The 14,068-nt window shown below is 43.0% G+C and carries 10 protein-coding genes; 9 read left to right on the forward strand and 1 reads right to left on the reverse strand.

Annotated elements, in window-relative coordinates:
- Positions 1-178 precede the first annotated feature (178 nt).
- Positions 179-1,855 carry an arylsulfatase gene (locus ACS8FC_RS11630; RefSeq protein WP_439296919.1) on the forward strand — a complete coding sequence of 559 codons (1,677 nt, stop codon included), beginning with the start codon at positions 179-181 and terminating at the stop codon, positions 1,853-1,855.
- Between the two features lie 173 nt (positions 1,856-2,028).
- Positions 2,029-3,333, forward strand: a complete 1,305-nt coding sequence (locus ACS8FC_RS11635; protein WP_439296920.1) for an anaerobic sulfatase maturase — start codon at positions 2,029-2,031, stop codon at positions 3,331-3,333.
- A 19-nt stretch (positions 3,334-3,352) separates the two neighbouring features.
- On the opposite strand, the gene ACS8FC_RS11640 is transcribed toward ACS8FC_RS11635, so the two are convergent.
- Positions 3,353-4,204: an IclR family transcriptional regulator gene (locus tag ACS8FC_RS11640; RefSeq protein WP_439296921.1), complete on the reverse strand. Its 852-nt coding sequence runs from the start codon at positions 4,202-4,204 to the stop codon at positions 3,353-3,355.
- A 345-nt stretch (positions 4,205-4,549) separates the two neighbouring features.
- On the opposite strand from ACS8FC_RS11640, the gene maiA reads away from it, so the two are divergent.
- The 7 genes from maiA to ACS8FC_RS11675 all read left to right on the forward strand — a co-directional run bounded on the left by maiA (position 4,550) and on the right by ACS8FC_RS11675 (position 13,995).
- Positions 4,550-5,191 carry a maleylacetoacetate isomerase gene (gene maiA, locus ACS8FC_RS11645; protein ID WP_439261292.1) on the forward strand — a complete coding sequence of 214 codons (642 nt, stop codon included), beginning with the start codon at positions 4,550-4,552 and terminating at the stop codon, positions 5,189-5,191.
- Between the two features lie 402 nt (positions 5,192-5,593).
- Complete coding sequence (locus ACS8FC_RS11650) at positions 5,594-6,556, forward strand: LysR substrate-binding domain-containing protein (RefSeq protein WP_439260917.1); 963 nt, start codon at positions 5,594-5,596, stop codon at positions 6,554-6,556.
- A 328-nt stretch (positions 6,557-6,884) separates the two neighbouring features.
- On the forward strand, positions 6,885-8,312 hold the full coding sequence (hglS, locus tag ACS8FC_RS11655) for a 2-oxoadipate dioxygenase/decarboxylase HglS (protein WP_439296922.1): 1,428 nt from the start codon (positions 6,885-6,887) through the stop codon (positions 8,310-8,312).
- 192 nt (positions 8,313-8,504) lie between these two features.
- On the forward strand, positions 8,505-9,995 hold the full coding sequence (amaB, locus tag ACS8FC_RS11660; RefSeq protein ID WP_439260915.1) for an L-piperidine-6-carboxylate dehydrogenase: 1,491 nt from the start codon (positions 8,505-8,507) through the stop codon (positions 9,993-9,995).
- 217 nt (positions 9,996-10,212) lie between these two features.
- Entirely contained in the window at positions 10,213-11,682 is a 1,470-nt protein-coding gene (gene nhaC / locus ACS8FC_RS11665) for a Na+/H+ antiporter NhaC (protein WP_439296923.1), read from the forward strand.
- 15 nt (positions 11,683-11,697) lie between these two features.
- A complete protein-coding gene (amaA, locus tag ACS8FC_RS11670; RefSeq protein ID WP_439260913.1) occupies positions 11,698-12,984 on the forward strand; it encodes an L-pipecolate oxidase in 1,287 nt (428 codons plus the stop codon).
- Between the two features lie 159 nt (positions 12,985-13,143).
- Positions 13,144-13,995 (forward strand): HpcH/HpaI aldolase/citrate lyase family protein, encoded by an 852-nt coding sequence (locus tag ACS8FC_RS11675; RefSeq protein WP_439296924.1) that lies wholly within the window; start codon positions 13,144-13,146, stop codon positions 13,993-13,995.
- The last annotated feature ends 73 nt before the right edge of the window (positions 13,996-14,068 follow it).

Consider the following 14,068-nt stretch of genomic DNA (forward strand, 5'->3'; position numbering starts at 1 on the left):
GTTTATTGTCTCTGATGTCATTCGCTTGGTTATTCTGGTTGCGTTCCCAGCGATCTCTTTGGTGCTGCTTGGTTAAAAAGCAGGCTTATCAGATGAACGATTTGATAAGCCTGCGCTTATTTAAAAATGTATTAATTGACACGATGGAATGTACTTACAACTATACAAGGATATAGCAATGAACACTTTTAACAATAAGCTGGCTATAGGCTCAGGGGTGATGCTGACTGGCATGTCATTGGGACATGCAGCAACTGTTCCTACTAACGATACTGATAAGCAAAAACCACCCAATGTATTAGTCATCATGGCGGATGACTTAGGGTTTTCAGATATCTCTCCTTATGGTGGCGAAATACAAACGCCCAATCTTCAAATGCTAGCAGAGAATGGTATAAGCTTCACCGACTTTTCGGTGACGCCATATTCTGCTCCGTCTAGAGCAGCCTTTTTGACTGGTTCTGATCCGCATGAAGTCGGCTTGGGTAATTTATTTGTATTTAATACACCTGAGCAAAACAAGGACCCTGATTATGTCGGTCATCTCAATGACAAAGCTCTAACGATTGCGCAGCGCTTGAAGCAAGCAGGGTATTTTACAGTGATGTCTGGTAAATGGCATTTAGGTACCGAAGCCAAAGACGCACCTACTAACTGGGGCTTTGATAAATCTTTTGTGTATTTAAAAGGTGATGGTAATCATTATAAACGTGATAATTATCCAGACGGTCCTGATGGCGATCAGCCCTATCGTCTAAATGGCGAGCTTACTGAACTACCTGATGATTTTTACTCATCGACCTCTTATGTTAATTTTCTGATGGACTCTTTAAATACTCGTCCAGACGATAAGCCTTTCTTTGCTTATCTACAATTCACAGCCCCGCATTCTCCTTTGCAAGCGCCGCGCGAAGATATAGAAAAGTACAGTGACTATTATCTAGACGGTCCACGTGCGCTTGCCGAGCAACGCTTTAAAAATGCGAAAAAGCTAAACTTTATCCCTGAAACTGCCAAACAACCTGCGATGGTAAGTGTACCTGAATGGGATAGCTATAGTGTCGATGAGAGACAAAAAGAAATCAAGCGCATGCAAATCTATGCCGCCATGATCGATAATATGGATACTAATATTGGTAGAGTAATAGATAGCCTCAAAGCAAAGGGTGAGTTAGACAACACCTACATATTCTTCTTCTCAGACAATGGTGCTGCCGGTAAATATCGTGAGACCGCAGGACGCTGGAAAGATTGGGTCAATAATGATCATGACAACTCGCTTGAAAATATGGGTAACTTTGATAGTTATGTGTCACAAGGGTTAGGCTGGGCACAAGCGTCTAACATGCCTTTTGGTCTTTTCAAAGGCTATACCTCTGAGGGCGGCATTCGCTCGCCTTTAATAGCCAGCGGTCCTAGCATCCCTAAGTCCAAAGTATCTGGTAAATACAGTAATCTGATGGATTTAGCGCCTACTATTTTGGATATCACTGGCGTACAAAAAACGACACCTAAAGGTAAAGCGCCATTAGATGGTGAAACGTTGATACAGGAGTTGACGCAGCCCAACGTTCAATCACGAGGTCCTTATGAAGCTGAAGTGCTAGAAATGAACGGCGCTAAAACGGTGCGTTTTGGAGACTTTAAAGCACTGGCGAACACCCATAGGTTTTCAGGATTGGAGGACGGTGACATACCAACGCAGCAATGGCAGCTTTATAACCTAGCGCAGGATCCTGGCGAAACCACTAATATCGCTGACAAATACCCCAAAATACTAGACAGCATGATTGAAAGTTATAATAAATATGCTAAAGACGTCGGTGTGGTCGAAGTGTCGCCTACTCGTAGATAAGAATAGTGTATAGCACAATCACGCTGCTACGCTTATCGAGTCTTAAAATCATATCTGCCATAATACGTTATGAAATAACATGTTATGGCAGATTATGACCCGTTATGATTATAAAAATTTGCAAAAAGCATTTTTTTATAAAAAGCACCTTTGAATTTTATAGAGTCTGACTTATGAAACGTATCCCAACAGTACCTGTAAATCAAAGCAGCGCAACAAATCCAAGCATATATCCCAAGCTTAAAATATCCGACACTCAGCAAACTGCTTATCGCTTTCATACGATGCTAAAGCCTAGTGGCTCTGCGTGTAATATCAACTGTGATTATTGTTTTTATCTGCACAAACAAGACTTGCTCAATCAGTCTAAGCATCCGCGCATGCCAGACAAGACCTTAGACCAGCATATTAGACAATATATTGAAGCGCAATTTGGTGCCAAAGAAGTCGTATTTACTTGGCAAGGCGGTGAGCCGACCTTGATGGGGCTGGACTTTTTTACTAGAGTTATTGAATTGCAAAAGCAATACTGTCCTGACGATATGGTGATTCACAATGATATCCAAACCAATGGCTTACTCCTAGACGAGAAGTGGTGCGCATTTTTAGCAGCCAATAACTTTTTAGTCGGTATCTCTATTGATGGACCCAAGCATCTACATGATCGCTACCGCCGTACCAATAATGATAAACCAACTCATGATTTGGTCATGGCTGCCATCAAACGCTTAAAAGCCTATCACATTCCTTTTAATGCGCTATGCGTCGTCAATGATGCAAATGCCAAGGAGCCTTTAGCTGTTTATCGATTTTTACGTGATGAAGTTGAGCCGCGCATGATTCAGCTTTTGGCTGGGGTTGAACCGCTAGATTTTAAGCAAGTTGCGCCCTTGCATTGGCAGCCTGATTCATTAAAAAAGATAGATGAGCTACAAGATATATCTGAATCGACGGCGATGAATAAAGTAGTCACTGATTGGTCAGTCACTCCTGAAGAGTGGGGGGATTTTTTGACCATAGTTTGGCAAGAGTGGATATATTTGGATTTTGGTCGTGTCTTTGTGGATCATTTTGAAAACACCATTTCACAGATGCTTAATAAAGGCGCGCAAAAATGTACGACGGCAGCTGTCTGCGGCAAGGCATTAGCGTTGGAGCACAATGGGGATTTGTATTGCTGTGACCATTTTGTTTATCCAGAATATAAGTTAGGCAATATTCACCATACTCATCAAGGCGACTTAGCCTTTAGCAAAAAACAAACTCAGTTTGGGTATTTAAAGCAGAGCACACTACCTAATTACTGCAAGACTTGTGATTTTTTAACACTGTGCTGGGGAGATTGCCCCAAACACCGTTTTATAAAGACCCCAGATGGGGAGGTGGGTCTGAGCTATCTATGTGCGGGTTTAAAAATGTATTATGCACACGTGAGCGCAGACTTACCTTTGCTTAAAAAGAAGTTGGGCTGGCATTAGTTTATCTATTAGCAATAGCCTAACGCTTAGTAATCTGATGACGCTGAGCTATTGATAGAATTTTATCGATTACTTGTTGATCATCTAGGGGCAGTTGTTCAGGCGTGCCGATAACGGTAATGGCGTACTCTAATAGCACATCGTTAGCAGATGCGCTGCTATCGTTGACGGCTTTAGACTGCGGTCTGATGACAGGTATGCTAATAGCATTTATACCCATCAACATGACACCTGTTACGATGGCATAACCTTGCGTACGGATATCGGTTTGCAGATTAGTAAACGCTTGCCATTTAGCAGACAGTTCAGCGTTATCAGGCTTGGTAGTAGAAACGACGGCCAAGATATCAATATCTCCTTGCCACTCTGCAAGCACCAAAGGTTTGATAATAGTCTCAGGCTGATAGCTGGCAAACAGTCTACCTGTCGCAGAAGACGCCAGTGGCATACGTGAGCCTATACGAGTAATGATACTGATCGGACTGTCCGGCTCAAAAGAATGGATGACAATAGGGCCTTCACTAAACCACTTAGCGATTTGTACCCCGCAGTTAATGGTATCTTTGATTTCAGTCGCCGCATGAGTTAGGCGCTGCAAAATATTGTTTTGATCGAAGCTATTGTGTCCCAGTGCATTGACTCGGTTACCGAGCCCGTAGCGTCCATCGCTCAGCTTGCGTGCATAGTCTTTACGAATGAGACTAACCAAATAACGATGTACTTTTGCAGGGTGCATTTGCATCGCTTCAGCAATGTCTTTTAACATCATAGGTTCGTGGTAATCTATGAGTACATCTAGGACAGAGAGACCAATCTCAAGTGACTGTATGCCACCTTGGTTTTTATTTGCTGTTGTTTCTGTTGATGACATTGATGACTCAGTTAAATAAAAAAACGATTTGATAGTTATAATCAATATAGCTGCTTCATTTTAGAAAGAATACAGTATTTAGGATGAATTTTCCGAAGCATCGGTCTGCAACGGCACAGCAAGGGAGTAAAATTTATACTAGCAGGATGCTATGAAAATCGACCTTATTCTATTTCAAAATGACTATATTTTAGGTTTGACAGGTTTATTACCATGGCTAATTATATAGGTAATAATGAGCGTTTGGTATATAGAAAAACTGTCTTTAACATCTACAAATAGGCATTGATAAATAAGCGTTTATAACTCAGCACTTACAATAACATAGGCAGGAGAATAACTATGATGACACTTTATGGCTACTTTCGTAGTGGCACTTCACACCGTACACGTATCGCGTTGAACCTAAAGGGTTTAGATTACGATGCAATCTCTATTAATTTGGCAAAGGATGAGCAGTCTGAGCCAGTATTTAAAGCTATTAATCCGCAAGGCCTAGTACCAGCCTTACAGACGGACGACTTATTGCTTTATCAAAGCCCAGCTATTTTAGAGTGGTTAGAAGAGGTTTATCCGCACAATCCATTATTGCCCAAAGACGCTGCTGGCCGTATGCAAGTACGAGCGCTAAGTGCGATGATTGGCTGTGACATTCACCCGATTAATAACCGCCGTATTTTGCAATACCTACGCAATGAGTTGTCAGTTGACGAGGATGAAGTGTTGGCATGGTGTCAGCGCTGGATAGAGGAAGGCTTTGCTGCATTAGAGACGTTACTGGCAAAAGATGAGGCGCGCGGCAAATTCTGTTACGGTAACAGTCCAACGTTTGCAGATTGCTATCTAATCCCGCAAGTCTATTCAGCTCGCCGCTTTAAGGTGGATTTAACACCTTACCCAAATATCATGGCCATTGATGAGCACTGCCGTACGCTCCAAGCATTTTTTGATGCAGATCCTATGAATCAGCCTGATGCACCGCATTAAGAATAACGCTTAAATGCGTTCACCGCTGATTTAACTATTAATTATTTTATTGTCATTCATTTCATTAAGCCGATAGCTATTTTGTTATCGGCTTTTTGCTGTCGTTTTATGACTGATAGAATGTTTTTTTAAGGTAATGCTTTTGATTAGACTATCAAAGAGCGTGAATCATTAGGCTTAATATCAGTACCTACTGTCCAATCCTTCAATCCAATGTCTCAATTTGAGATATAATCTTAATACTTGAACAAGAGTTTTTATTAATAAGACGATCAGCGTCGCCACAATAATGCGCAAACCGTTTGCCAGTTTAAATAGGTTTATGCAGTTTGCATAATTAAATAAAAGCGATAGTCAATCAGCTTTTGCTGCTTTTGTATTTACATGAGATAAAAATTATAAATGATGAAAACCGAAACCAGTAAGCCCCTTGCGTTTAGAAGATATCCATCGACGACTGCGCTGCAATGTTTTGAGACGGCCGCGCGGCATCTGAGCTTTACCCATGCCGCACAAGAGATGCATATGACACAAAGCGCCATCAGTAAGCAGGTTGCGCAGTTAGAGGAGATGTTAAACATTTCACTCTTTTATCGTACGCCGCACCGGATTTCATTGACGCCAGCTGGCAAGACTTATTACCTTGAAGTGCTAGAGATTCTCAAGCATATTGAGGTGGCGACCACCAGTTTGATGTCACATAGTGATAATACAGAAGTGCTCAAAATTGTCTCACATCCCACGTTTTGTTCACGCTGGCTGATACCTGCGCTAAAAGGGTTTAGCCAAGAGCATCCGTTGATTAATATAGATATTAAAGAGCTGGCTGAACCCTTTTTTTCTGAGGATCAAAACGTCGATATTGCCTTTTTATATGGTGATGGCATTTGGGGCGGTATGGAGGCGATTAAGCTGTTTGATGAATATTGTGTGGCGGTCTGCCAACCAGAATATTTGTATGATAAAAATCAAGATAAAAAATTTTGTACGAGCAATGCAGACGATTGCACCTTGCTACAGTTGAGCTCACGTCCAAGTGCTTGGTATGAGTATTTTAAACAACAAGACATTAGTATCGATGGGACGTTTGTCGGTCCGCGTTTTGATACTTTTCACGCGTGCATTGCTGCTGCCCTGCTTGGTTATGGTATCGCACTCGTACCCCTGCGGTTGGTTGCTCCTGAGTTGCAATCAGGGGCGCTAGTGACAGCATGGAATTATGCATCAAAAGGACGGGGCTCTTACTATATAACTTATCCTTTATCTTTGGGACGTTCCCACAAGGTAAAAGTCATTTTAGAATGGATCTCAGCGTATCTTGAAACCTCTAACCAGCATGAGAATGCGATAGATTTTGTGTTTTAATCGTTGAAATGGTTTTATATTTACCCTTATCGATAAGTTTATATAGGACTTCTTCCAAAGACCCTTCTTTATTCAAAACTTGCTTTTTATCTCAAGAGCCTCCTAAAGCTTATCGCTGAACTGAAAATCAATATGTAAACATATATGTCTTAGCAAAGAGGAGTGATTTTTCTTTGCTAACTCATGTATTAAATCTAACATTCTATCGGCAATGACAAAAAGGAATGAGCGCATGACTATTATTCGTTTGCTGAGCAGGCAGGGTTTTGCTCAAATCAGTGACAAGCGTCAAATAAAATTTCTGAGATTTTAACAAGGATGTCTATCTGTGAATCATACGTTTATAAGTCGCGATGATATTCGCCACGAGTTTTCTATGGCGATGTCGACCATGTACCAAACCGAAGTCCCACTATATGGTGATTTGCTTGATTTGGTTGCTGAAGTGAATACTGAGGTGCTAAACCAAAACCCTGAGATTAAAGAGCAATTGGCGCACACCGGAGAGCTTGATAGACTCAGTATGGAGCGCCACGGTGCGATTAGATTGGGCACAGCAGACGAGCTTAGCATGATGCGTCGTCTCTTTGCTGTCATGGGTATGCACCCTGTGGGCTATTATGATTTGGCACCTGCTGGCGTGCCCGTTCATTCTACGGCTTTTCGAGCCATTGATGCGCAAGCATTAAATCAAAGCCCGTTTCGTGTATTTACCTCTTTACTGCGCCTTGACTTGATTAATGATGAAGCATTAAAACAAGACGCCATAACCGCGTTAGCCAACCGTCAAATTTTTACCGATAATGTCGTTAGCCTGATTGAGCGCTTTGAAGCGCAGAGCGGTTTGACGGCTGAGGAAGGCGAGCAATTTATAAAAGAGGCTTTAGAAACCTTTCGCTGGCATGATAAAACGCCGGTTTCAAAAGAGCTATATCAGCGCTTATTAGCGCAGCATGGCCTTATTGCCGATGTCGTCGGTTTTAAAGGCCCGCATATCAATCATTTGACTCCTAGAACGCTGGATATAGATACCGTACAGCAAGGCATGCAGGCAAAGGGCATCCCGCCAAAAGCGATTATAGAGGGGCCGCCAAAACGGGAATGTCCGATTTTATTAAGACAGACGAGCTTTAAGGCATTAGAGGAAGCTGTTCTTTTTAAAAACCCAAACGGCGAGTACGAACAGGGTCATCATACCGCACGCTTTGGTGAGATTGAGCAGCGCGGTGTGGCATTAACACCAAAGGGTAGAGCGCTATATGACGAGCTGCTTAGCCAAGCACGCAGTCAATTAGGCGCGACTCCGAACGCAGACAATGCCTCGGAGTATTATCAAATTTTAGAGAGGGCGTTCGACGCGTTCCCTGATGATTATCAAGCCATGCATAATGAGGCGCTCGCTTACTTTTATTATCAAGCAGTCGATAATGCTGCAGATGTAGACAGTGCTATGCTTCATTTAGAAACCGTTGATGCACAAACGGTCGATTCAAAACAAGTAGTAAACGCTTTGATTGAGAAAGGCACTATCCGGATTGAACCTATCGTTTACGAAGATTTTCTGCCTGTTAGTGCCGCTGGTATTTTTCAATCTAATCTTCAGCAAGGCAAGCAAAGCAACTATGATGGCAATTCAAATCAGCATGAGTTTGAGCAAGCGCTTGGCGCTAGTATCTATGATGAGCTGGCGTTATATGAAGAGATACAAGCTCAAAGCTTAAAAGACTGCATAAATGCTTTAAACAGTTTTGTATAGGAGTACGGGTGTATATAAAACAGCTATGGCCGAAGGGCTGTTATGTATAACAAATACATATAGCGGTTTTATTTATTCGCTATTCCAAAATGGAATGACTGTAAGAAATTTATTATTTTGCAAGTTATCGCGTTGCAAGGTAGCTTAAATATCTATTAAGGATATTACAAATAACTATACAAGGGATTGAGTATGATTGAGCAATACATGTCTGCCATGGGTGTCAAAGAAGAGCAATATCAACATGGCGATTTTGAAGTCAATACGCCTATAGACGGTACGGTTATTGGCAAAATAACCTTAGATAGCGTCGATGAGGTTAATAATAAAATCCAAAATGCCAAAAAAGCGTTTAAGGAGTGGCGGGTCGTTCCTGCGCCCAAGCGTGGCGAATTGATTCGTCTGCTCGGTGAAGTGCTGCGCGAGCATAAAGAAGATTTGGGCATGCTGGTGTCGTTTGAAGCTGGCAAGATCAAAGAAGAAGGCCTAGGTGAAGTACAAGAGATGATCGATATCTGCGACTTCGCTGTCGGCGTTTCACGTCAGCTCTATGGCTTGACGATTGCCTCTGAGCGTCCAGGTCACCATATGCGTGAGACGTGGCATCCGCTTGGTGTTATCGGTGTCATCTCTGCGTTTAACTTCCCTGTGGCAGTATGGTCTTGGAATACTGCGCTGGCCATCGTCTGCGGTAACCCTGTAATTTGGAAACCGTCAGAGAAGGCACCTTTGGTCGCTTTGGCCTGTCAAGCCATGTTTGAAAAAGCCTTGGCAAAGTTTGGTGAGGCACCAGAGCATCTATCTCAAGTGATATTGGGTAAGGTAGATGTTGGTAATGCTTTAGTTGAAAACAAAGACGTGGCTTTGGTGAGCGCTACTGGAAGCACGCGCATGGGTAGAGCTGTCGGGCCAAAAGTTGCCGATCGTTTCGGTAAATGTTTACTAGAGCTTGGTGGTAATAACGCTATGATCTTGGCGCCGACAGCCGACTTAGATCTTGCGCTACGGGGCATTATATTCTCAGCAGTTGGTACAGCGGGTCAGCGTTGTACCACATTACGCCGTCTCTTTGTCCATGAATCTATTAAAGACGATATTTTACCACGTGTAAAATCTGCTTATGAGACCGTCAGTATTGGTCATCCCTTAGAAGGCAATTTGGTCGGTCCACTGATTGATGAAGACAGTTTTAACAACATGCAAGCCGCGCTAGAAAAGGCTCGAGAAGCAGGCGGCACAGTCACAGGCGGTGAGCGTGTCTTAGCAGACAAATATCCTGATGCTTATTATGTCACGCCTGCCATTGTAGAGTTTGATGAGCAAAACGACGTTGCTAGAAGCGAAACCTTTGCGCCGATTTTATATGTCATGACCTATAAAGACTTTGATGATGCTATTGAGATGCAAAACGATGTTCCACAAGGGCTCTCGTCATGTATCTTTACCAATGACTTACGCGAAGCTGAAACTTTCCTCAGCGATCGTGGTAGTGATTGCGGCATCGCTAACGTCAATATCGGCACTAGTGGCGCTGAAATTGGCGGTGCGTTTGGCGGTGAAAAAGAAACAGGCGGTGGACGTGAGTCAGGCTCTGATGCATGGAAAGCTTATATGCGTCGTCAAACCAACACCATCAACTATTCGACAGAGTTACCACTTGCTCAAGGTATTAGCTTTGGTTAATACAAGTGTGTGCAGTCAGTAATTAAGGTTTCGATTTAATTTGTAGCTTCTATATAGATTGATTGAATATATATTGCTCAGCACAAAACATTACGTACAAATCGCCGGACACCAACTGCCAAGTATACTCCACGTAGGCTTGGCAGACTAAAAATAATAAGCAACTAAGGATTGGTTGCAAGACTTATTGACGACTACTAAGGAAGGTAGATCTATTATGATAGATGACAAACCGCATGACCCCGCGAACGACGGCTATGGTCCGTCTTCTAGTTTCTTGCTTGATATTGCCCCTCTAGTATTGACTGCCATGATTCTTATGGTGCAGTTTTTCGTATTTAAAGACTTTACCCCGCACATACCGCTGGCTTGCGGCATCTTGATCACTGGCTTGTTTATGAAGATGCGTGGTCGTGACTGGCAGGGTATGGAAGAGCGGTTTTTAAAGGTTATTAAGATAGGCTTACCGGCGATGATTATTCTAATGGGTGTCGGTATGCTCATTGGCTCATGGATTATTGCAGGGACCGTACCGACCATCCTTTATTACGGTTTTAGTATTTTTTCTCCTTCCTCTTTTTTATTCTCAGTTTGTATTATTTGCGCCATTATTTCTGTTGCCACAGGTACCTCGTGGGGCACAGTCGGTACAGTTGGTCTCGCGATGATGGGTATCGGTATGGGTCTTGGTATTCCAGCCCACTTTACAGGCGGCGCTATCGTCTCTGGTGCCTTTTTTGGCGACAAAATGTCACCATTGTCAGATACTACCAACCTAACTCCAGCCGCTGCAGGCGTTGAGCTTTGGGATCATATTAGAGGTATGCTGCCGACGACCGTGCCAGCGATGGTTACTGCTTTAGCGATTTATGCATGGATTGGTATGGGCTATGGTGATGACAGTATCGATTTATCTTCTATCCGAGCCTTACAAACAAGCCTAGCTGACAATTACAACTTAAGCATTATTACCTTATTGCCTGCGCTTGTAGTTGTTATCGCGGCTGTCATGAAAATGCCAGCGATACCCACTGTCTTAGGTGGCGTCGTAGTGGCATCGCTTATTGCGTTTTTTCTGCAAGGTGTTGGTGTTAGTGAGATTTTCAACGTCTTACAAAATGGCTTTGTCAGCGAAACAGGTTTTGACGTTGTTGATCAGTTGCTATCAAAGGGCGGCGTCATGTCGATGACATGGGTCATTACCTTGACCATTTTCGCCCTCGCTTTTGTTGGTTCGCTTGAGCATTACGGTACACTAAAAGCCATCATGGCAAAAATCAACCATTTCGTGAAGTCACGCTTAGGTCTGATTTTTACGACTTACGGTAGTGTCCTTAGTGTAGGGACCCTTATCGGAGACGTTTATACGACTTTGGTATTACCAGGACGTTTATTAAAAGAGAAATATAAAGAGATGGGCTATAAGCGCACAACGCTAACACGCTCTATCGAAGACAGTGGTACGCTATTGTCACCGCTTATCCCGTGGAATATGGGTGGTAGCTTTGTCGCGGCTACGCTTGGAATTGCGACATTAACCTATGCACCTTTTGCATTTGCCTGTTGGTTGTCGCCTTTATTTGGCTTGTTATGGGCGTTCCTTGATAAGTTTATACCGCGTGAAGAGCCAACCGTAGAAAAGCTCGACACTGACACTTCTTCTGCTAATTCAATTAGTGAAGTGTGATAAAGGGAGTATGAGATGTTGCAAGAGCAATGTTTATGGAACATGACTGCGCCCAATATTGACACCTACAGCCAGATGAGTAGCGATACCCAAGCGACTATCTGTATCATTGGAGGCGGTTATACAGGGTTATCGGCTGCGATTCATTTGGCCGAAAAAGGTGTTAAAGTTATTTTGCTTGAGAGCCAAACGATCGGTAGTGGCGGCTCAGGAAAAAGCGTAGGACTGGTCAATGCAGGTACTTGGGCACGTCCCGATGATTTGAACATTGCACTAGGCGAAGCGGCAGGCGAGCGTCTGACAGAAGCTCTTGGACAAGCGCCAAGCTTAGTATTTGACTTAATCAAGCGTTATGATATCGATGCGCAAGCCACGCAAGCTGGTAATATTCACATGGCACACAACGCTAAAGGTGAAATCGATGTCGATATCAGATACGAGCAGCTCAGCCGTCGCGGTGCAAATGTTGAGGTGTTAACTGGCAACAAATGTCATGAGTATTGTGGTACCAAAAGTATCAATAAAGCACTGTTAGATCACCGCGCCGGTACCATAAATCCGCTGGCCTATGTCAGAGGACTGGCAAAAGTAGCGACAGATCTTGGCGTGACTATCTACGAGCATTCAGCCGTTGAAGCATTAGAGAAAGTAGATGACCATTGGTACACAAGGACTTCTAAAGCCCGCGTAAAGTCTGAGCGCGTCATTATTGCGACGAATGCCTATACCGAAGGCGAATGGACAGAAATTACCAAGACGTTTTATCTGGTTTATTACTATCAGATTGCGTCCGAACCGCTGAGTGGAGAGGCTGCAGATCGTATTTTACCTTATAAGACAGGCGCATGGGACACGCGACTAGCGTTATCTAGCTTTCGCCGTGATGACGATGATCGCTTATTATTGGGAACGGTAGGCGGTACCCAGCTTAAACCAAAATCTTTTTACCAATCATGGGCCAACGCTGTGCAAAAAAGCTATTATCCAGATTTGCCAGCATTTAAATGGCAATATGAGTGGACGGGCAGCTTTGGCTTTACGCAAGATCATATCTTCCGAGTCATGGAGCCCGATGAAGGCTTACTGACAGCCACGGCTTATAACGGACGCGGCATTACCACAGGCACGCTAATGGGTAAGTGCTTTGCAGACTATATACTGACGGGTAATAGAGAAAGTATCCCTTTACCATTTAAGACCTTAGAAGAAGCGAAAGTCTCTTTTGGAGGAATTAAATCTGGATTTACTGAAGTAGGATTAACGCTGTATCATGCAGGGCAATGTTTAAAAATCATCAGATAAATTGATGAGCATTCTTGTAAGCTATATAAATCAGTAAAGTATTGATTAATAACCGTATTAGCATTATGGTTAAAGCCAGACAGCATTTATGTTGTCTGGCTTTTTTCTTCTATTTTCATCATTCATAAAACAGTTATATTTAAAAAAATGGACACTCACATGCAGGCACCTAGCAATAAAAATCTCACTCATATGGCTAATGTAGTGAATAATAAAACGTGGTTATTCGTCCCAGCGACTCGAATAGATAGGGTAAGCAAAGCCTTTGCTAGCGGTGCAGATGCAGTGATTGTTGATTTAGAGGATGCGGTTGCTCAAGAGGATAAGGGGCAAGCGCGCAAAGCATTGCAAGGATATTATGATAGTGCAGACGATCAACCAGTTTGGGTACGCATTAATCAAGCAGGTAGTACTGATTTTGCTGAAGATATAAAAGCATGCGAGCAGATGCCCAATCTTGCTGGCGTCATATTACCTAAAGCTGAACAGGCCACAGATATCGAATACATTCATCATTTAACCGGATTATTTGTCATTGCACTAATAGAAAATGCCATCGGTTTGCATCAAGTCGATGCTATGGCAAAAGCGACAGGACTGGTCGCATTCAGTTATGGCTTTCTAGACTTATGCAATGATCTGGGAGTCCAAGTAGGGACGCCTGCGGCAGATATCGTCGCCAATCAGATTCGCTATCAATTAATCCTTACTTCAAAAATCAATCAGCTGTCGCCGCCCATTGATACGGTGTATCCCGATTTTAATGATGCCAAAGGGTTGAGCGCGCGCGTACAGCTATGGTCACAAATGGGCATGTCCGGCATGCTCTGTATTCATCCTAAGCAAGTGGTTGTTGTGCAAAACGCGCTGCAACCAACAGATGCTGAAATTGAGTTTGCTAGGCGTGTGATAGAAGAATATGAGCGCAGTGGACAAGCTGTGTTTAAAGTAGATGGTGAAATGGTCGATGCGCCAGTGATTCAGCGCTGTGTACAGCTGTTAGCTAAGTAGGTTGAGAAGAAAATCTACGTTTTATCACACTTATTATGTACACAGTTAAATTTACAATTTTTACATATAAGCC

This window comes from Psychrobacter sp. 1Y4, assembly GCF_051847555.1.

What these genes read in the sequence shown, in the direction of transcription:
- ACS8FC_RS11630 (WP_439296919.1), top strand. Translation starts at nt 179, where the DNA reads ATGAACACTTTTAACAATAAGCTGGCTATAGGCTCAGGGGTGATGCTG.
- ACS8FC_RS11635 (WP_439296920.1), top strand. Translation starts at nt 2,029, where the DNA reads ATGAAACGTATCCCAACAGTACCTGTAAATCAAAGCAGCGCAACAAAT.
- ACS8FC_RS11640 (WP_439296921.1), bottom strand. Translation starts at nt 4,204, where the DNA reads ATGTCATCAACAGAAACAACAGCAAATAAAAACCAAGGTGGCATACAG.
- maiA (WP_439261292.1), top strand. Translation starts at nt 4,550, where the DNA reads ATGACACTTTATGGCTACTTTCGTAGTGGCACTTCACACCGTACACGT.
- ACS8FC_RS11650 (WP_439260917.1), top strand. Translation starts at nt 5,594, where the DNA reads ATGATGAAAACCGAAACCAGTAAGCCCCTTGCGTTTAGAAGATATCCA.
- amaB (WP_439260915.1), top strand. Translation starts at nt 8,505, where the DNA reads ATGATTGAGCAATACATGTCTGCCATGGGTGTCAAAGAAGAGCAATAT.
- nhaC (WP_439296923.1), top strand. Translation starts at nt 10,213, where the DNA reads ATGATAGATGACAAACCGCATGACCCCGCGAACGACGGCTATGGTCCG.
- amaA (WP_439260913.1), top strand. Translation starts at nt 11,698, where the DNA reads ATGTTGCAAGAGCAATGTTTATGGAACATGACTGCGCCCAATATTGAC.
- ACS8FC_RS11675 (WP_439296924.1), top strand. Translation starts at nt 13,144, where the DNA reads ATGCAGGCACCTAGCAATAAAAATCTCACTCATATGGCTAATGTAGTG.